17 protein-coding genes are annotated in these 18,359 nt (G+C 70.0%); 4 read left to right on the top strand and 13 right to left on the bottom strand.

Going from position 1 to position 18,359, the window contains the following annotated elements:
- Positions 1-54: 54 nt before the first annotated feature.
- From DC434_RS06525 to DC434_RS06500, 6 genes are all read right to left on the bottom strand, one after another.
- Positions 55-846, bottom strand: coding sequence for a class I SAM-dependent methyltransferase (locus tag DC434_RS06525; RefSeq protein WP_116634468.1), 792 nt, complete (start codon positions 844-846; stop codon positions 55-57).
- A gap of 5 nt (positions 847-851) precedes the next feature.
- Positions 852-1,913: an AAA family ATPase gene (locus DC434_RS06520; protein WP_116634467.1), complete on the bottom strand. Its 1,062-nt coding sequence runs from the start codon at positions 1,911-1,913 to the stop codon at positions 852-854.
- A gap of 28 nt (positions 1,914-1,941) precedes the next feature.
- Positions 1,942-3,102 (bottom strand): AMP-binding protein, encoded by a 1,161-nt coding sequence (locus DC434_RS06515; RefSeq protein WP_116634466.1) that lies wholly within the window; start codon positions 3,100-3,102, stop codon positions 1,942-1,944.
- A gap of 16 nt (positions 3,103-3,118) precedes the next feature.
- The gene (locus DC434_RS06510) at positions 3,119-4,063 is read right to left on the bottom strand and encodes a 1,4-dihydroxy-2-naphthoyl-CoA synthase (RefSeq protein ID WP_116634465.1); all 945 of its coding nucleotides are present in this window, start codon (positions 4,061-4,063) and stop codon (positions 3,119-3,121) included.
- A 79-nt stretch (positions 4,064-4,142) separates the two neighbouring features.
- Positions 4,143-5,135: a permease prefix domain 1-containing protein gene (locus DC434_RS06505; RefSeq protein ID WP_116634464.1), complete on the bottom strand. Its 993-nt coding sequence runs from the start codon at positions 5,133-5,135 to the stop codon at positions 4,143-4,145.
- A 1-nt stretch (position 5,136) separates the two neighbouring features.
- A complete protein-coding gene (locus tag DC434_RS06500) occupies positions 5,137-5,469 on the bottom strand; it encodes a helix-turn-helix transcriptional regulator (RefSeq protein WP_116634463.1) in 333 nt (110 codons plus the stop codon).
- A 142-nt stretch (positions 5,470-5,611) separates the two neighbouring features.
- On the opposite strand from DC434_RS06500, the gene DC434_RS06495 reads away from it, so the two are divergent.
- Complete coding sequence (locus tag DC434_RS06495) at positions 5,612-6,589, top strand: o-succinylbenzoate synthase (protein WP_116634462.1); 978 nt, start codon at positions 5,612-5,614, stop codon at positions 6,587-6,589.
- A 6-nt stretch (positions 6,590-6,595) separates the two neighbouring features.
- Here the strand turns inward: DC434_RS06495 and DC434_RS06490 are convergent, their stop codons facing one another.
- Positions 6,596-7,219, bottom strand: a complete 624-nt coding sequence (locus DC434_RS06490) for a TetR/AcrR family transcriptional regulator (protein WP_116634461.1) — start codon at positions 7,217-7,219, stop codon at positions 6,596-6,598.
- Between the two features lie 131 nt (positions 7,220-7,350).
- On the opposite strand from DC434_RS06490, the gene DC434_RS06485 reads away from it, so the two are divergent.
- From DC434_RS06485 to DC434_RS06475, 3 genes are all read left to right on the top strand, one after another.
- Entirely contained in the window at positions 7,351-10,122 is a 2,772-nt protein-coding gene (locus DC434_RS06485; protein ID WP_116634460.1) for an MMPL family transporter, read from the top strand.
- Positions 10,119-12,089 (top strand): YhgE/Pip family protein, encoded by a 1,971-nt coding sequence (locus DC434_RS06480; RefSeq protein WP_116634459.1) that lies wholly within the window; start codon positions 10,119-10,121, stop codon positions 12,087-12,089. The genes DC434_RS06485 and DC434_RS06480 overlap by 4 nt, the downstream gene beginning before the upstream one ends.
- 160 nt (positions 12,090-12,249) lie before the next feature.
- Positions 12,250-12,840 carry a 2'-5' RNA ligase family protein gene (locus tag DC434_RS06475; protein WP_243408837.1) on the top strand — a complete coding sequence of 197 codons (591 nt, stop codon included), beginning with the start codon at positions 12,250-12,252 and terminating at the stop codon, positions 12,838-12,840.
- Positions 12,841-12,941: 101 nt separating this feature from the next.
- Here the strand turns inward: DC434_RS06475 and ccsB are convergent, their stop codons facing one another.
- Genes ccsB through DC434_RS06445 form a run of 6 tightly spaced genes read right to left on the bottom strand, consistent with a single transcriptional unit; the run spans position 12,942 to position 18,218 of the window.
- Complete coding sequence (gene ccsB, locus DC434_RS06470; RefSeq protein WP_116634458.1) at positions 12,942-13,916, bottom strand: c-type cytochrome biogenesis protein CcsB; 975 nt, start codon at positions 13,914-13,916, stop codon at positions 12,942-12,944.
- Between the two features lie 4 nt (positions 13,917-13,920).
- Positions 13,921-15,654: a cytochrome c biogenesis protein ResB gene (locus tag DC434_RS06465; protein WP_116634457.1), complete on the bottom strand. Its 1,734-nt coding sequence runs from the start codon at positions 15,652-15,654 to the stop codon at positions 13,921-13,923.
- Positions 15,655-15,682: 28 nt separating this feature from the next.
- Positions 15,683-16,489 carry a cytochrome c biogenesis CcdA family protein gene (locus DC434_RS06460; protein WP_116634456.1) on the bottom strand — a complete coding sequence of 269 codons (807 nt, stop codon included), beginning with the start codon at positions 16,487-16,489 and terminating at the stop codon, positions 15,683-15,685.
- Positions 16,490-16,505: 16 nt separating this feature from the next.
- Entirely contained in the window at positions 16,506-17,171 is a 666-nt protein-coding gene (locus DC434_RS06455) for a TlpA disulfide reductase family protein (protein WP_347707144.1), read from the bottom strand.
- A 52-nt stretch (positions 17,172-17,223) separates the two neighbouring features.
- The gene (locus tag DC434_RS06450; RefSeq protein WP_116634455.1) at positions 17,224-17,853 is read right to left on the bottom strand and encodes a histidine phosphatase family protein; all 630 of its coding nucleotides are present in this window, start codon (positions 17,851-17,853) and stop codon (positions 17,224-17,226) included.
- The gene (locus DC434_RS06445) at positions 17,853-18,218 is read right to left on the bottom strand and encodes a DUF5684 domain-containing protein (protein ID WP_116634454.1); all 366 of its coding nucleotides are present in this window, start codon (positions 18,216-18,218) and stop codon (positions 17,853-17,855) included. Before DC434_RS06445 ends, DC434_RS06450 begins: the two co-directional genes overlap by 1 nt.
- Positions 18,219-18,359 lie beyond the last annotated feature (141 nt).

Here is an 18,359-nt window from a genome sequence, read left to right as displayed (position 1 = left end):
CACGCTACGCGAGCGCCTCAGCGCCGGCATCCGCCTCGAGATGTATCCGTGCGCCTATGCGCGGCAGAGGATCTCGCCGTGCGGAACCAGGTACCACCCGTCGCCGTCATCGGCCCAGCGCTTCCAGGCGTCGCTGATGGCGCGGAGGTCTTCCGGCGTCGCCATCCCGCTGTCGACGAGCTGGCGCGCGAGCGCGGACTCGAGGATCCGGTCGGCCCACATGCCTCCCCACCATGCCCGTTCGGCGGGTGACGCGTAGCACCACGTGGATGCCGTCGCCGTGACGTCGTCGAACCCTGCTGCCCGCGCCCAGGACAGCAGACGGCGGCCGGCATCCGGCTCCCCGCCGTTGGCCCGAGCGGCCTCGCGGTACAGGGTGAGCCAGCGGTCGAGTTCAGGAAGCACGGGGAACGACAGGAAACCGGCGTAGTCCGCATCGCGGGCCGCGACGATCCCGCCGGGGACGGTGACGCGACGCATCTCGCGGAGCGCCTGCACGGGATCGCCGACATGCTGCAGCACCTGGTGCGCGTGCACGACGTCGAAGGAGTCGTCCGGGAAGCTCAGCGCGTGGACGTCCTCCACCGAGAAGTCGACATTCGTGAGGCTGCGCTCGGTGACGAGGCCCCGCGACAGGGACAGCGCGGACTCGTCGATCTCCGTGGCCGTGACGTGGGCGACGACGCCCGCGAAGTCGACCGTGATCGATCCGGGGCCGGCGCCGACGTCGAGGAGGCGGGTCGTCTTCTCGAGGTGAGGGCGGAGATAGGCGGCGGAGTTCGCGATGTTCCGGATGTTGTGCGAGCGCAGGACGGACTCGTGATGTCCGTGGGTGTACAGGGCCATGCGGATCAGTCTGGCAGGTGCGCCCGCACCTGCTCGGCGACCTCGGACGCCGACATCCCGGCCCTGCCGATGAGAAGCTCTCCCGCGCGCACAGGCGTCTGCCGCTGACGCGCACCCAGGGCGACGATGTCGTCGACGGCCTGCGGGGAAGCCCCGATCAGATCGTCACCGGCCAGCAGCGGACCGGTACCCGCGGCCCCCTGCAGCGCGCGAGCGCGGCGGGTGTCGTCGTCGGCATCCAGCCGGAAGAACCGGATGTCGGAGCCGGGGAAGGCATCCCGCACGGCCGCCGGGCTCGTCTCGAAGGGGGCCACCGCGACGAGGGTCCGCGCTCCGGCTCCGGCGAACAGCCGCTGCAGCGAGGTCGTGTTGCGCAGCCCCACGGTGCGGTCGACGTTCCATACGAACCCGAGCTGGGCGACATCGACGAATCCCGTGCGCTGCCCGGCCCTCCACGACTCGGCGGCGATCTCCCAGCCGACACTGGACGCTCCGGCGCATCGTGGCCCCGTGATCCAGATGATTCTTCCCGCCACGTCGGGCTCCCTCCGCGGGAACTCCGCGGGTGTCGCGACGGATCCGGGAGACGGCCGTTCGAGCACGATGCGCACGGTCTCCTCGACGGCGCTGCCGTCTGTGGCGACCCTCGCCCACGCCGGATGAGCCGCCGCGGCCTCCGCCGTGCCGACCGCGAGCACATCGTCGACCTGCTTCTGCGGCCAGCCCCGGGGAGCGAGACGCACTCGCCTCGTCGCCTCATCCGCATCCAGCCAGAGCGAGACCGTGGGGTGACCGTTCGCCCGGGGCGGGTCCGCCGGATCAGCGACTCCCGAGACGACGAGCCGCTCGACACCCGCAGCGGCGAAGGACCGGGCGACGCGTCGGAGCGCGTTCTCCTTGAGATCCCAGCGGTCGGGATCCTCAGACGGGGCGGGATAGCACATGCCGAGCTGGTCGATGTCGACGTATCCGACGCGCACGCCGTCGGCCGTCAGCTGGCGGGCGACGGCCCACGCGACGGTGCTCTTGCCCACGCCGGGCACTCCGGCCAACCGCAGTATGTCCATCCGACGAGTCTGGCAGGAGCCCCGGGTGTCAGTGGAGCTCGGCGGCCACGCGCCGGATCGCCTCGCGGTCGGGCTTGCCGGAGGCGAGCGCCGCCAGCTCGTCGACCACGATCATCCGGGCCGGCCGTGCGTGCTTGCCGATCTCCTCGCCCACGGCGTCGCGTGCCTGCGCGAGCTGCTCCCCCTCGCTGCGCCGCAGGACCTCGCCGCGTGCGACGACGATCACCGAGGCCTCCCCCCAGCGTTCATCCTCGACGCCGACGACGACAGCCTGGTGCAGGCCGGGGATGCGCCGCACGATCCGCTCGACGCGGTCAAGCGAGATGTTGATCCCCCCGGACACGATGACGTTGTCGGCGCGCCCGTGCACACGGACGACGCCGTCCTCCACGAGTCCGAGATCACCCGTGCGATACCAGCGGATGCCGTGCTCGTCGCGCACGAATGTGCGCGCGGTCAGGGCCGCGTCCCCGAGGTAGCCCTCGGCGAGCATCGGGCCCGCGATCCGCAGTTCGCCGTCGACCGATCGCACCGTGACCGTCTCGAGCGGCACCCCGTCGTACACGCAGCCGCCGCTCGTCTCGGTCGAACCGTAGGTGCGGACGAGACGGATGCCGAGGTCGGCGGCGCGCTCTCGCAGCGGTTCGGGCAGCGACTGGCCGCCGACGAGGATCGCCCGATACGCCTGCAGGGCGGCACGCACGGCCGTGTCCCCGGCCGCGTCGAGCAGCGTCGCGACCTGGGCGGGCACGAGGGATGTGAACAGGTCCGGGAGGCCGGCGCTCGACCCTGGCGCCGGTCGCAGCATCTCGAACGTCGCCTCGGCGAACGAATTCGGCGAGAAGCGGCCGTCGATCACCGCCGGCTCCGTGCCGGCGAGAATCGATCGCACCAGGACCTGGAGCCCCGCCACGTAGCCGGCGGGCAGTGCGAGCAGCCACCGCCCGCTGCCGATGCGGCTCGCTGTCGCCTCGGCACTCGCCCGCAGCGCCTCCGCGCTCAGGGAGACGCGCTTCGGGATGCCGCTCGACCCGGAGGTCGCGATGACCGCCGCGATACCGTCCGGCACCTCGTCCGGTGCACCCGCGAGCATTCCGAAGCCCAGGGCCGGCCCGTCGTCGAGAGCGCGCTGCAGCGCGTCGCGGAGCTGCCCCGGGTCTTCGGCATCCGTCGCGATCAGGGCGGTCATGGCAGGTCCGCGGGCTTCAGTAGTGCCAGGGGAACGACGACCAGTCGGGGTCGCGCTTCTCGAGGAACGAGTCGCGTCCCTCGACGGCCTCGTCGGTGCCGTAGGCCAGGCGGGTCGCCTCACCGGCGAACACCTGCTGTCCGACGAGCCCGTCGTCGACCGCGTTGAACGCGAACTTCAGCATCCGGATCGCCGTGGGCGACTTGGTCAGCACGGTCCGTGCCATCTTCAGCGCCTCGACCTCGAGCTCGGCATGCGGCACGACGCGGTTCACCGCGCCGGCCTCGTAGGCGCGCTGCGCGGAGTACTCCTCCGCCAGGAAGAACACCTCCCGCGCGAACTTCTGCCCGGTCTGGCGGGCCATGTAGGCGGAGCCGTATCCGGCGTCGAAGCTGCCGACGTCGGCATCCGTCTGCTTGAAACGCGCCTCTTCCGCCGAGGCGATCGTCAGGTCGCACACCACGTGCAGCGAGTGCCCGCCGCCGGCTGCCCATCCCGGGACGACGGCGATGACGACCTTCGGCATGAAGCGGATGAGACGCTGCACCTCGAGGATGTGGAGACGTCCCACGCGAGCGGAGGAACCCTCGGCCTCTGAGCCCGTCGCCCCTTGGGCCCCTGAGCCTGTCGAAGCGTCGGAGTACTTGTACCCGTCGCGTCCGCGGATGCGCTGGTCGCCGCCGGAGCAGAACGCCCACCCGCCGTCCTTCGGGCTCGGGCCGTTGCCGGTCAGCAGCACCGCGCCGATGCGAGGGTCCTGACGCGCGATGTCGAGAGCGCGGTACAGCTCGTCGACCGTGTGGGGGCGGAAGGCGTTGCGCACCTCCGGCCGGTCGAACGCGATGCGGGCGACGCCCCCGTCGTGCGTCACGTGGGCGGTGATGTCCGTGTAGTCCTCGGCTCCGGGCGCGAGCACCCATTCGGCGGGGTCGAACAGATCGGAGACGAATGCGGTGGTCACGGGATCCAGCCTATTCCCGCCCTCCCCGAGAACGACGAAACGCCGCCCCGAAGAGGGCGGCGTTCCGTCTGCCGGGAGTTCAGCTCCGGCGCGCGCGCGAGGCCTTCAGCCAGCCGTCGATGATGTCCCACACGACGATCCCTGCCGTGACGACGCCGAGGACGACGCTGACCACACGCAGCACCCCGCCCTGCTCGGCGGCACCGGCGTTCGCATTCGCGAGGTCGTCTGCGTGGTTCGTCGCGAGGTAGTCGAGGAACTCCGGGTTGACCAGCTGACCCGAGGCGAGCAGGTACAGCGCGGGAACGGCGAAGGCGATGGCCAGTACGGTGTTCACCACGGCGAAGCCGGCGTTCCAGCGTCCGGCGCGGTAGACGGCGATCGCGAGCAGCAGCTCCGCCGCCATCAGGACGAGCAGCGCCGTCATCCACCACGGCCACAGCTCCGGGTTCAGGATGGGCAGCGCCTCGCCGTCCGTGCGGACGAAGCCTCGCAGCGCATCCCACAGGATCGCGGCACCCGCTAGCACGAGGAAGATGATCGAGCCGATCATCTCGGAGAAGCCGGCACGGGTCTCGTAGATCTCCGGCAGCTGGTCGACGCTCCACTCGGTCTCCGGCACCGGCACCGTCCGCTCCAGGATCGCGAAGACGAGCGTGGTCCAGAAGCCCACGTTCACGATCACCTGGATGATCACGACGACGACCGCGCCGATGGTCTCGCCGATCGTCGCGAATTCCAGGATCTTGGCGATCGTGACGCCGAATGCCGCACAGGCGGGAACGATCCAGAGGAGCAGCTTCAGCAGTCGCCACCAGACGAGGAAGTAGCGCGGGCCGATCAGGTGCAGCGGGCGATCGGCGTAGCCGGCGGCGAGGACGCCCGGGTCGCCGAGCTCCGTGAGCACGGAGTGCTCGGCGGCCTCGCGCGGCTCGCCCTGCTCGACGCGGGCCTCGACGGCGTCGGCGATCGATGCCTCGAGCTCGGCCCGCACATCGGCCTGCGCCGTCGCGGGCAGGCTGCGGATGGTGGCGGTGATGTACCGCTCGGTGAGGGTGGTCTTGGTAGGCATGTCAGTTCTCCTCTGAGGTGAGGGATGCGATCGCCGTCGTGAGAGATCGCCATTCGTCGGTGAGGGTGTCGGCCAGCCGGACGCCGGTCTCCGAGGTGCGGTAGAACTTGCGGGGCCTGGCCTCGTCGGTGTTCCACTCGCTCGTCAGGTACTCCTGCTTCTCCAGTCGGCGAAGCAGCGGGTACAGCGTGTTCGCGTCGGTGGCGAAGCCGCGGCGCTCGAGGTCCTCGAGCAGTCCGTAGCCGTACCCCGCCGTGCGCAGCAGCTGCAGGCAGGCGAGCACGATGGTGCCGCGCCTGAGCTCCTGCAGATGTGTGTCGAGCGTCTCGTTCATGAATCACACGTTACTGTGCGTCACACACCATTGTCAATCACACATTTATGTGAGGGCTCCCGTGACAGTTCTGGCGGGTGTCTCCATCCACGACCCGCCACAGCTGCCACGGGAACGAGAAGCATGGGGGCACAATGGGGTCATGCTCCCCCCGCTCGCAGACCTCCTCGCTTCCGCCCGCGTCGCCTCGCTCCCGATGCACACCCGCTTCCGCGGCGTCGACACGCGGGAGGCGCTCCTGTTCGAGGGGCGGGAGGGGTGGGCCGAGTTCTCCCCCTTCGTGGAGTACGACGATGCGGAGGCCGCGAGCTGGCTCGCCGCCGCCATCGATTTCGGCTGGCATCCCCAGCCCGCGCCGCTGCGCGATCGAGTACGCGTGAACGCGACGATCCCCGCGATCCCGGCGGAGCGCGTCGCCGAGGTCCTGGCGCGCTTCGCCGGATGCCGGACGGCGAAGGTGAAGGTCGCCGAGCCCGGCCAGACGCTCGCGGACGACGTCGCCCGGGTGCGCGCAGTGCGGGAGGCGATGGGCCCGGAGGGTCGCATCCGCGTGGACGCGAACGGGATGTGGAACGTCGACGAGGCCGAGCACGCGGTGCACGCCCTGAACGAATTCGACCTCGAGTACGTCGAGCAGCCGTGCGCGACCGTGCCGGAGCTCGCCGACCTGCGCAAGCGGGTGAAGTACATGGGCATCCCGGTCGCCGCTGACGAGAGCGTGCGAAAGTCGTCCGATCCGCTCGCCGTCGCCCGCGCCCGCGCCGCAGACATCCTGGTGATCAAGGCGCAACCGCTGGGCGGAGTGACGCACGCACTGCAGATCGTGACGGCCGCCGGTCTCCCCGTCGTCGTGTCGAGCGCACTCGACACCGCGATCGGCCTGTCACAGGGCGCCGCCCTCGCGGCTGCTCTCCCGAACCTGGACTACGACTGCGGACTCGGCACCTCGTCGCTCTTCCTCGATGATGTCGCCGACCTGCGCCCTGTCGATGGCGCGATCCCCGTCGGCCGGGTGACGCCGGATGCCGCAGCGCTCACGCGCCTGGCCGCCTCGGCCGAGCGCCGCGACTGGTGGCTGGCCCGACTCGAGCGCTGCCACGGAGTGCTCGCCGAGGCCTGAGCCGGCTCAGCCCTCGATGAGCAGCTGCACCAGCCGGCCGAGCTCTTCGCTCCCGGAGTGGCGGAGCTTCTCGTCGTCCTGGCCGGCCATCGCACCGCGGACGGTCATGCCCTCCCAGACGATCATGAGCATGCGGGCCGCGACGTCGGCCGGCAGTCGCAGCTTCAGCCGCCCCGCCGCGACGATGTCCTCGACGATCTGCGCGATGCTCGCGACCATCTCGCGCTCCTGCGCCAGGTAGGCGATGCCGAACTGCTCGTCGCGCAGGGCACGGATGCGGATCTCGCTCATCAGCATCACCCCGAGGCGATCATCGCCCCCGAGCTCCATGACCTGCTGCACCAGGTCGATGGGGTCGCAGCCTTCGGCGAGCGCGCCCTCTGCCGTCATCTCCTCGACCCGGGTGCGGACCGCGTTCACGCGCACCTCGGCCACACTGGCCGTGAGCATGAGGAACAGCTCGTCCTTCGACTCGAAGTTGGAGTAGAAAGCGCCGCGAGTGAAACCGGCGCGCTCGCAGACGGCCTCGACGGAGGCGCCGTCGAGGCCGACCTCGGCGAAGACCTGTGCCGCCGCCTCGAGGAGTCGGGCACGCGTGTTCTCCCGACTGCGGGTTGCGGGTGTCGTCATCGAAACCTCCTGACCCTTCACTCTCGCATGATTCACACCCCGCACACAGACTCCAGCGGGCGGGTCACTTTACGATACATCTATGTATTGAGTACACCTGTGTATCCAATCGGCATCTCTCGGAGGAACGCGTGTCCACTCTCCTGTCCTCGCTCGGTCGCTGGTCCTACCGGCATCCGTGGCGTGTCCTCGTCTCCTGGCTCCTCGCGCTCGGCATCGCCGGGGCGGGCGCCCTGGTCCTCGGTGCCGGAACGGACAACTCGTTCTCGATCCCCGGCACCGAATCGCAGGCCGGTCTCGAGCAACTGTCGCGCTCGTTCCCCCAGGTGAGCGGCACCAGCGCGCAGATCATCGTGGTCGCCGCCGACGGCGACAAGGTCACCGACGACGACTATCGCGACGAGATCGAGCAGTCCATCGGCGAGATGGAAGACCTCGACGGCGTGCTCGCGGCCAACTCGCCCTACGACGAGATGGTCAGCGGCATGATCAACGACGACGAGACCGCCGCGATCGTGCGGCTGCAGTTCGACGGCGAATCCACCGACGTCTCGGACGAGACGAAGGACTCCCTGCGGGCGGTGTCCGATGAGCTCGGCGAAGCGCTCCCCGACGGCGCGCAGACAGCGCTCGGCGGCGACCTCTTCGCCACATCGATCCCCGGCCTGACGCTCACCGAGGCGGTCGGGCTGCTGATCGCGCTGCTCGTGCTGATCGTGACGTTCCGCTCCTTCGTCGTCGCCGGGCTCCCCCTCCTCACGGCGGTCCTCGGCGTCGGCATCTCGATGGCCGGCATCTTCGCGGCCACCGCGTTCGCCACCGTCTCCTCCACCACCCCGCTTCTGGCACTCATGCTCGGCCTCGCGGTCGGCATCGACTACGCGCTGTTCATCATGGCCCGGCATCAGGACCAGGTGCGCGACGGCGTCGATCCCGAGGAATCCACGGCCAGAGCCGTCGGCACGGCCGGATCCGCTGTCGTTTTCGCCGGCGTCACGGTGCTCATCGCCCTGATCGGTCTCGGATTCGCGGGCATCCCGTTCCTCACGACCATGGGCATCGCGGCATCCGTCGCGGTGGCCATCGCGGTCGCGATCGCGGTCACGCTCACTCCGGCACTGCTCGGCTTCATGAAGGGCAAGGTCGTCGGCCGCCCGCGTCGCGCGCCCAAGCCCAAGAAGGGACAGAAGGTCGCCGCTCCGCGTCGCGGGTTCAGCGACCGCTGGGTCGGCGGCGTCACCAAGCATCCCGTCCTGGTCTCGCTCGCCGTGGTGATCGGGCTCGGCATCGTGGCAGTGCCCGCGCTCAGCCTGAACCTGGCCCTCCCCAACGCCGGCGTGCTGCCGAAGGACTCCGAGGCGCGCCAGAGCTACGATCTCGTCGGCGAGGAGTTCGGGCCCGGTTTCAACGGTCCCCTGATCCTCACCGGAACCATCGTCACCTCGACCGATCCGCTCACGCTCATGGAGGATCTCGGGGACGCCGTCGCCGACATCCCCGGCGTCAAGGAAGTCGCCCTCGCGACCCCCAATGAGACCGCCGACACCGGCATCGTGCAGATCATCCCGGAGACGGCACCCGATGATCCTGCGACGGCCGACCTCGTGCGCGAACTCCGGTCTCACCACGACGAGTGGCTCGACGAATTCGGGATCGACCTCAAGGTCACCGGCTTCACGGCCGTCGGCATCGACATCTCCGATCAGCTCGGCAACGCCCTCCTGCCGTTCGGCATCTTCGTGATCGGGCTCTCGCTGATCCTGCTCACGATCGTGTTCCGCTCGCTCTGGGTGCCGATCACCGCCGCCCTCGGCTACCTGCTCTCGATCGTCGCCGCATTCGGCGTCGTCGGCGCGGTCTTCGAATGGGGCTGGTTCGCCGATCTCCTCCATGTCGCCAAGGTCGGCCCCATCATCAGCTTCATGCCGATCATCCTGATGGGCGTGCTGTTCGGCCTGGCCATGGACTACCAGGTGTTCCTCGTCTCCCGCATGCGCGAGGACTTCGTGCACGATCCCGCCTCGAAAAGCTCCGATCGCGCGACCCGTCGTGCCGCCGCCCTCCGCGCCGTGCGCAGCGGATTCACCGGCTCGGCGAAGGTCGTCACGGCCGCAGGCCTCATCATGTTCGCGGTGTTCGTCGCATTCGTCCCCGAGGGCGACTCGTCACTCAAGCCCATCGCCCTCGGCCTCGCGGCCGGCATCGCGATCGATGCCTTCCTCGTGCGCATGACCCTGATCCCCGCGCTGATGGCCATCCTCGGCGAGCGCGCCTGGGAGATCCCGACCTGGCTGGAGAAGATCCTCCCCCGCGTCGACATCGAGGGCGAGGCCGTCGAACGGGAGCGCCACCTGTCCGAGTGGCCCGGCGACGGCTCCGTCGTGGCAGCGGACGACCTGGTGATCAGCGCGGACGCGCCGGTCATCGAAGGCCTGACGGTGCGCATCCTCGAGGGCGGCGCCGTGGTCGCGACCGGAAGCGACGCGCGCACCCGCCGCGCTCTGGCGCTCACGATCGCCGGCCGCATCGCCCCGAGCGACGGGCGTCTCCGGGTCGGCGGCCACCTGCTCCCCGGCCGCGCGGCCTGGGTGCGCTCGCACGTCGGGTGCGTGCTCGTCGACGATGCGGATGCCGCGCTCGACGATCTCGCCGAAGCCCTGCGGGGCACCTCCGCGGTCGTCGTGATCGACGGCCTCGACCGGCTCACGGGCGGCCAGCGCGACCAGGCGGCAGCGATGCTCCGGGATGCCGCGGCCTCACGGCCCCTCGCCGTCTTCGCCACCGCTGCCGATGCCGCATCGGCCCGCACGACTCTCGCCGAGGCCGGCTGGCCCGACGCCGACACACTCGACACGCGCGCTCCGCGCCGAATCGCCGCAGAATCCACCGAGGTGACCGCATGACACTCCCCATCGAGCGCGCCCGCTCCCGCAAGCCGGTCACGTGGCTGACCATCCTCGGCATCCTGCTCCTGCCGGCGGCCGTCGGCGGCATCCTCGTCGCGGCGCTGCAGAACCCGACCGAGCGGCTCGACTCCATGACGGCGGCGATCGTGAACCTGGATGAGCCTGTCACGATCGACGACCAGCTCACGCCCCTCGGGCGTCAGCTGGCCTCGGGACTCGTGGAGGGCTCTGACGAGCTCGACTCGAACCTCACCTGGGTCATCTCGAACGAGGACGACGCGAAGGAAGGGCTGGCCGACGGCACCTACCAGGCCGTCATCACGATTCCCGAGGACTTCTCCGCGGCGGCGACCTCCGCGGGGCAGGCCGTCGCCGACGGCGGAGGGGATGCCGAGAAGGCCACCATCACGGTGACCACCCCCGACGACGGCCTCGTCGCCGACGACCTCATCACCGGTCAGATCGCGAACGTCGCCGCATCGACCATGGGAACCATGCTCACCGAGGCGACGACCGACAACATCCTCGTCGGCTTCACCACGATCGGCGATCAGATCGGCGAGGCAGCCGACGGCGCCGTCGAACTCGCCACCGGCGCCCGATCGGCCGCCGACGGCGCGGCCGCCATCCCCGACGGCGCCACGCAGCTCGCCTCCGGGGCGAGCCAGCTCGCGACGGGGGCGTCGTCGTTGGCCTCCGGGCTCGACACCATCGCGGGCAAGACGCGCGAAGCGGCCACCGGCGCCGGGCAGATCGGCGCCGGACTCACGAGCGGAGCTGCAGCTCTGGAGCAGAACGTCGGAGGCATGAACCAGCTCGTCGGAGCGATCCAGGCAGGTTCCGCTTCCGCGGGATCGGCGGCGACGCAGTCGGCCGATCTGGCCCAGCGTCTCGGCGAGATGGCGGCTGCCTGCGTCCCCGCCACGAACGGACAGGCGATGTGCGATGAGCTCTCCGCTGCAGCCGCGGATGCCGGCGTCGCCGCGGAGTCCGCCGGCACCGCATCCGGAGTGCTGAACAGCGACCTGGTCGCCCCCGGTGTCGCCGCGATTCCCGGAACCTTCAGCACTCTCGCGGCGAGCATGTCTCAGGCCGGCGCCGGCGCCTCGCAGCTCGCGGGCGGACTGAACCAGCTCGCCGGTGAGGGCATCGACCAGTCAGCGGCCGGTGCGCGCTCGCTGTCGTCCGGTGCGACCCAGCTGTCGGGCGGCGCGACCGAGCTCGCCACCGGCACGTCCGAGCTCGCCACAGGACTGGACACCCTCGCGACGGGCACCGGCGATCTCGCCGGCGGTCTGCGCACCGCGGCCGATTCGCTCCCCTCGTTCAGCGATGAGGAGTCGACGTCGCTCGCCTCGGTCATCGCCGACCCCGTGTCGACGGACTCGTCGATGAACACCATCTTCGGCCCGACCGCGATCCCGCTGCTCGCGGCCGTCGTGCTGTGGTTCGGCGGATTCGCGTCGTTCCTGGTGATGCGCGCGCACACCGCCCGGACTCTGACCTCGCGGCGTCCGTCGGCCGCCCTGACGCTGCGCGCGTTCGCTCCGGCCGCGCTGATCGGTGCGGGACAGGGCCTGCTCGTCTCGCTGGTCGTGCAGATCATCGCCGGCTACGACGCCGCCGCGTGGTGGGCGTTCGCGGGCACCGCGGTGCTCGCCGGGATCGTGTTCGCCGCCGTGAACCAGGCGCTCGTCGCCCTCTTCGGCGGCACGGGACGCTGGATCGCGGCCCTGGTCGGCGTCCTCGCGGTCGCGACCGGGCTCATCTCCACGGTTCCCGACTGGCTCGCCGGTCTCGGAGCCGCCCTGCCGACGGCTCCGGCCTTCGCGGGCCTGATCGCGGGGAACGGCTCGGCGATCGCGGCGCTGGTCGTGTGGGGCGTGCTGTCCCTCGTCGCGACGACGCTCGCGGTGACTCTGCGCCGCACGACCTCGGCGAAGGCGGTCCTCGCCACCGCGTAGCCCCGGCGCTCGGGCTCCCCTCGCCGCAACACGGCACCCCCACCGCACGACTTCGGAGATCGGCCTCGACTCGCCGAGAATCGCCCCTCGAACACGGCGAGTCGGGCCGCAGCTCCGAAGCCGTGCCCGGGATCGCACGTGTTCGGCGTACGCTCGCGTCATGCGCCGACCGTTCATGGACTCGCCCGACCAGCTCGCCTCGCTGGAGGGTCAGCAGTACCTCGTGCTGCGTCCGACGCTCGGCGTCGCCTCCCTCTTCCGAGAGGTGCAGGATGCCGCGCTCGCGCGTTTCGGCGGTGAGATCCGGCATCCGCACACCGAGCATGCGACGCTGCGCGCGTTCTTCGAGCCGGACCGTCGGGCGGAGCTCGGCGCGCTGATCCGCCGGTGGGCGGCGGACCAGCCCCCGATCGAGGTCACGGCCGAGGCGATCGACGCGTTCCCCGCACCGTGGCAGGTTCTGATCGTGCGTCTCGCACGCACACCCTCCCTCGTCGCGGCCTATGCGAGCCTCTCCGCGGCCCTGGCGGGCACCGACTTCCGACGGCTCGACGAGCTCAGCGTCGACGACTGGACGTTCCATCTCTCCGTCGTCTACGGCAGGTCACTCGAGCCTGCGGTGTGGGAGGAGTTCCGTCAGACGTCGGTGAGCGAGCTCGGACGCACACCCACCGAGACGATCGCCGAGGCGGAACTGGTCTGGTACCAGGACGGCGCCGAGCACGCGGAGCTCATCCCCCTCGGCGGCTGAAGCCCGGGAAACCCAGACCGTGCACGACGGACTCGGCGCGTCCCCGCCCGACACGCCGAGGCGACGGCATCCGCTCTCCGTTCTCCGAGAGCGAGCCGGACTCAGCTGAGGCCGGAGTACGCGTGCAGGCCCTTGAAGAAGACGTTCACGATCGTGAAGTTGAAGATCACGGCCGAGAAGCCGACGATGGCGAGCCATGCCGAGGGGTTGCCCCTCCAGCCACGGGTCGCCCGCGCGTGGATGTAGCCGGCGTAGATGACCCAGATCACGAAGGTCCAGGTCTCCTTCACGTCGAAGCCCCAGAAGCGGCTCCACGCGTAGTACGCCCAGATGGATCCGGCGATGAGCGTGAAGGTCCAGAGGATGAACCCGATGATCGTGAAGCGGTACGCCATGCTCTCGAGCCGCTCGGCGGAGGGGAACGTGCGGAGGAAGCCAGGGCCCGTCTTCTGCGCGTCCTCGGAGATGAGGCGCTCGCGTCGCGACTGCATGAGCTGGATGACGGAGAGCGCGAAGGCAAGCGCGAAGAAGGCGGTCGCGAGCGACGCCACGAAGACGTGGATGATGAGCCACACGCTCTTCAGCGGGTCCATCAGCGGCGAGACCTCGACGTAGAAGTTCGTCGCCGCGAGCCCGAGGAGCACGACGACGAGACCCGTGATGAACGTGCCGAGGAAGCGCAGATCGATGCGGGTGAGCACCACGAGGAAGACAGCCACGATGAGCAGCGTGCCGATCATCGCGAACTCGTAGAGGTTCGCCCACGGCACGCGACCGGCCGCGATGCCGCGGGTCAGCGTCGCCCCGAGATGGAAGAGGAACGCGAGCACGGTGAGCGAGGTGCCGATCCGCGCCATCACGAACCGCTGCGGCTTCGCGTCGGTGACGGATGCCGCACCGGAGGCCTTGACCGCGCCTCCCCCTGCGCCGACGAGGGCGGACTCGCGCACGGTCTGCGCATCCGCCGACACCTCGGAGCGGCGCGCGAGATCGAAGGCGTAGGCCACGAAGGCCGCCGCATAGATCGCGATCGCCGTCCACAGCAGGATCGGCGAGATCTCGTTGAGCTCGAGCATGGTGTCAGTCTACTTTCGGGGAATCGGATGCCGGGGCCTGCTGCGCCGTGGACGGATCGGCGTCGGCCTGGGGTTCGCGGGCGGTGGTGCCACCCGCTGCATCGAGCAGACGCGCGTGCCCGGCGACGAGGTCGTCGACGGCAGCGGCGAGGGTCGGGTCCTCACCGCGGGCGAGCGCGGCGTACTCGATGGTCACGGCGCCACCGTCGGCGGTCGCCTTGACCCAGACGCGGCGTCGGGGGACGAACAGCGCGATCATGAGGCCCGCGAGGGCGAGCAGCGCGAAGCCGAGCACCCAGGGGCCGGAGTCGTCGCGGTGGATCTGCAGCGACGCGAACCGCTTGACGGACTCCGAGGCGTCGGTCGCCCCCGCGGGGGACTCGTCGTCGAACGTCACGCTGCCGAGGCCGTTCGGCAGCTGGGCGGTCTCCCCCGGCGTGAGCTCGATCGACTCGACGTCGGTGGTGCGTCCGGTCAGCTTCGTCATGCCGGTGGTGTCGAGCACGTAGACCGAGCGGGGGACGCCGTCGTTGATGCCCAGGTCGCCGGTGTAGACGTCGAGGGTGAGCGTCGGGTTGGTGAGGTCGCCGTAGGCCGAGAAGAACGCGCCGCTCTCGAGGATGCCGGTGGTCGGGTAGAAGAAGCCGACCAGGCCGACCTGCTCGGCGAGTCCGTCGGGGATCTTGAGGACGCCGAGCGACGTCATGTTGTTGTCCTGCGGGAGGAACGGCGTGCTGTTGGTGAAGACGACGTCGCCGTCGGGGTCGCGCACCGTGACGGTCGGAGCGTACCCGTTGCCGAGCAGGAAGACGTCGTCGTCGGCGACCGCGAGGGGCTCGTTGACCTTGACCGCGCCGGTGCGCTCCTCGCCCTTCTCCTGCACGGTCATGTTCGCGGAGAAGTCCCCGGCCTGCCCGGATCCGGGCTCGCCGAACGGCTGGTACGACACATCGAACGAGTCGAGGCGCATCGAGTAGGGCGCCAGCGCGTCGTCGCCGACGAAGCGCCCGCGGTTCATCGAGTCGTAGTCGACCAGCGTGTTCGCGAAGGTCTCGCCCTCGACCAGCACGCGCTGGCCGGTGTACGAGAAGCCTCCGCCGATGCCGACCGTGACGAGCACGCCGACGAGCGCCAGGTGGAAGAGCAGGTTGCCCGTCTCGCGCCAGTATCCGCGTTCGGCCGACACCGAGAAGGTGCGGCCGCGGTCGTAGCGCTCGACGCGGTAGCCGAGCGCCTTCAGCTGCTTCGTCGCGACATCGATCGACGCGGATGCGGCCTCGGCATCCGTCGCATCCCGCACCACCGACCGGTAGTCCTCGAGACGCTGCAGACGGGCGGGTGTGCGCGGCGGACGCGCGCGCAGCGCCTTCGCGTGGTGCTTGATGCGCGGGATGACGCAGCCGACCAGCGAGGCGAACAGCAGCAGGTAGATGGCCGAGAACCACGGCGACAGGTAGACGTCGAACAGCTTCAGGGCGTCGAGCACCGGGAAGAGGTCGGGGTTGTCGCGCTGCCACTGCGTGACGCCGTTCGGGTCGGCCATCCGCTGCGGGAAGATCGAGCCGGGGATCGCGGCGATCGCGAGCACGAGCAGCAGGATGAGCGCGGTGCGCATCGAGGTGAGCTGTCGCCACCCCCACCGGAGCCAGCCGACGAGGCCGAGGCGCGGCTGCGAGATCGAGTCGTCGCCGTCGACATGGTCGGACGGACGCAGGGGGTCGCTGATGTCGCTGTTCACAGCATCCTTGTTCTTCGTGGCGTCGGTCTCAGAGCGGGAGGATGACACTGCCGATCACCGCCGTCAGCCGGGACATGATGTCGGTCCAAAGTCCGGTCACCATCAGGATGCCGAGGACGACGAGCAGCACGCCCCCGATGATGTTCACGACGCGGATGTGGCGGCGCAGGAAGCCGATCGCCTTGGTGGCCCAGCCGAATCCGAGAGCGACCAGCAGGAACGGGATGCCGAGGCCGAGCGAGTAGGCGAGTCCGAGGAAGCCCGCGCGCACGGGGTCACCGGCGTTGAACGACAGCGCGACGATCGCGGCCAGCGTCGGCCCCATGCAGGGCGCCCAGCCGATGCCGAGCGCGATGCCGAGGAGCGGGGCTCCGACGACGCCGTACTTCGAGTCGACGTGGAACCGGAACTCGCGCTGCGCGAATCCGAACAGCCCGAGGAACACCAGGCCCATCGCGATGATGACCACACCGAGGATGCGGGTGATCAGATCGCCCCACCGCAGCAGGAAGACGCCCGCCGTGCCGCCGAGCACCGTGTAGAGGATGAAGACGATGCTGAACCCGAGGATGAACAGCAGCACCCCGAGCACGAGCCGCCCCCGCGTGGCCGTGGCCGTGGCCGTCGCGTCGGTCGCACCACTGGGTCCCTGAGCCTGTCGAAGGGCGCCATCCGACGAAACCGACCGAGGCGCGACCGCACCCCCGAGGAATCCGAGGTACCCGGGCACGAGCGGCAGCACGCACGGGGACAGGAACGACACGAGCCCGGCCAGCATGGCGACAGGGATCGCGAGCCAGAGGGCGCCGGATCCGATGATCGTCTCGGTGTTCACAGCGCTCCCGTGGCGGTCACGAGGACTCCGCGAGCGCGTCCCCCACGAGCGTGGAGAGGATCGAGGTGCCGTCGATCGGCCCGATGATGCGAGCGGCGACACGGCCCTGCTTGTCGAGGACCAGCGTCGTCGGGGTGGCCGCGATCGGGGTGACCTCGGCGAAGGCGAGCTTGGCCTCGGCCGTGTCGACGTCGATCAGGCTCGGGTACGTGATGCCGTACTCCTCGGCGAACGCGACCGCCGTGTCGGCCTGGTCGCGGGTGTTGATGCCGACGAACGAGACGCCGTCTCCCTCGTACTCCTGCCAGACGCTCTCCAGAGCGGCGGCCTCCACACGGCACGGTGCGCACCCGGCGTACCAGAAGTTGACGACCGTGACCTGCCCGGCGAGGTCGGCGCTGTCGAGCTTCTCCCCGGTCTCGGTGACTCCGCCGAAGTCCACCGGCTCACCGCGCTCGCCCTCGGGGATCTCGACGATCGCGCCGTCGGCCGCAACGTAGCCGGTGTTGTCACCGCTCAGGAACGACTCGCTCACCGGATCCGGGGCGCACGCGCTCAAGCCGACGGCGAAGAGCGCGGCGAGCGCGACTCCGAGCGCACGCCGCGGGAGGCGGGTGCGGGAGGGGCGGCCGCTGCGGATCGGCCCTTCGACAGGCTCAGGGACCCAGCTGGTCTGTGGCACGATTCCCAGTTTACGTGCGGGTTCCTATGCATGGGGTGGACGAGGCTGCCGGTCAGACCGCCCCGACGTCGACCGCGCCGTCGGTCGCTGCGGGCTCCGCGTAGGCGACCTCGCGCCAGACATCCCCGACCCTCTCGAACGAGGTGACGCTCGACAGCGCACAGCGCCGTGTGCGCGGATCGTGGCGGAGCGGAAGACCCGCCACCCGAAGGTGGGTGATCCAGATCGGCGCCTGGTGCGAGACCATGACCACGTCGCCGCCGTCGGCGGCATCCCACGCCTCGTCCATGATGCCCAGCATCCGCTCGGCGATCGACGCGTACGGCTCGCCCCAGCTCGGCAGCGCCGGCTGACGCAGGTGCCACCAGTTGAGCGGGTTCATCAGGGATCGCCGCATCTGGGTTCCCTCGAACACGTTGGTCGGCTCGATCACGCGCACGTCGATCTCCGGCACCAGGTCGAAGCGCTCGGCGAACGGCTCGGCCGACTCCTGCGCGCGTTCCAGCGGCGAGGAGTAGAGCGCGGCGATCGGGCGGTCGAGGGAGGCGACGTGGTCCGCCGCCGCCCTCGCCATGCGCCGGCCGGCTTCACTCAGGTGATAGTCCGGGAGTCGCCCGTAGAGCACACGATGAGGATTGTGCACCTCACCGTGTCTGACGAGATGCAGGCGCTCTCGCGACATCAGACCTTGTTGTACTGGGCCGAGCCGAAGCCGATGATCAGGTGGCCGATGAAGGGGAACAGCCAGAGCAGGAAGAAGGAGAAGACCCCGCCCTTGCCGAAGTTCTTGCCCTCCTTGATGGCGACGACGATCGCGAAGATGACGTTCACGATCGGGATGAGGTAGAGCAGCGCCGCCCAGCCCGACATGCCGGCGATCTTGACCAGGAACACCCAGTTGACGATCGGGATCAGCGCGAGGATTCCCGGGTATCCGGCCTTGGAGAAGACCTTCCACATCGTGATCGCGTAGATCAGGTAGTAGATCACCGAGATGACGACCGAGCTCGTGCTGAAGACCTGCTCGCTCAGCATGTTGGAATCCATGGGTTCTCCTTCGTTGTTCGCCCGCCGGCCCCTCGTACCGTCGTGGCTTCGGCGTGAGTCTAGCGACTGCCCTCGTCGCGTCGTGGCGTCGTGGCCGACCCCGCATCGTTCCGGGTTCCCGCGCCCGTAGACTGGGCGGGT

The sequence above is a fragment of the Microbacterium sp. TPD7012 genome (genome assembly GCF_003075395.1).
Classification (GTDB): domain Bacteria; phylum Actinomycetota; class Actinomycetes; order Actinomycetales; family Microbacteriaceae; genus Microbacterium.
The sequence above is the reverse complement of the archived record's forward strand: the minus strand, read 5'-3'. Positions and strand labels throughout refer to the sequence as shown.

What these genes read in the sequence shown, in the direction of transcription:
- DC434_RS06525 (WP_116634468.1), bottom strand. Translation starts at nt 846, where the DNA reads ATGGCCCTGTACACCCACGGACATCACGAGTCCGTCCTGCGCTCGCAC.
- DC434_RS06520 (WP_116634467.1), bottom strand. Translation starts at nt 1,913, where the DNA reads ATGGACATACTGCGGTTGGCCGGAGTGCCCGGCGTGGGCAAGAGCACC.
- DC434_RS06515 (WP_116634466.1), bottom strand. Translation starts at nt 3,102, where the DNA reads ATGACCGCCCTGATCGCGACGGATGCCGAAGACCCGGGGCAGCTCCGC.
- DC434_RS06505 (WP_116634464.1), bottom strand. Translation starts at nt 5,135, where the DNA reads ATGCCTACCAAGACCACCCTCACCGAGCGGTACATCACCGCCACCATC.
- DC434_RS06500 (WP_116634463.1), bottom strand. Translation starts at nt 5,469, where the DNA reads ATGAACGAGACGCTCGACACACATCTGCAGGAGCTCAGGCGCGGCACC.
- DC434_RS06495 (WP_116634462.1), top strand. Translation starts at nt 5,612, where the DNA reads ATGCTCCCCCCGCTCGCAGACCTCCTCGCTTCCGCCCGCGTCGCCTCG.
- DC434_RS06490 (WP_116634461.1), bottom strand. Translation starts at nt 7,219, where the DNA reads ATGACGACACCCGCAACCCGCAGTCGGGAGAACACGCGTGCCCGACTC.
- DC434_RS06480 (WP_116634459.1), top strand. Translation starts at nt 10,119, where the DNA reads ATGACACTCCCCATCGAGCGCGCCCGCTCCCGCAAGCCGGTCACGTGG.
- DC434_RS06475 (WP_243408837.1), top strand. Translation starts at nt 12,250, where the DNA reads ATGCGCCGACCGTTCATGGACTCGCCCGACCAGCTCGCCTCGCTGGAG.
- ccsB (WP_116634458.1), bottom strand. Translation starts at nt 13,916, where the DNA reads ATGCTCGAGCTCAACGAGATCTCGCCGATCCTGCTGTGGACGGCGATC.
- DC434_RS06450 (WP_116634455.1), bottom strand. Translation starts at nt 17,853, where the DNA reads ATGTCGCGAGAGCGCCTGCATCTCGTCAGACACGGTGAGGTGCACAAT.
- DC434_RS06445 (WP_116634454.1), bottom strand. Translation starts at nt 18,218, where the DNA reads ATGGATTCCAACATGCTGAGCGAGCAGGTCTTCAGCACGAGCTCGGTC.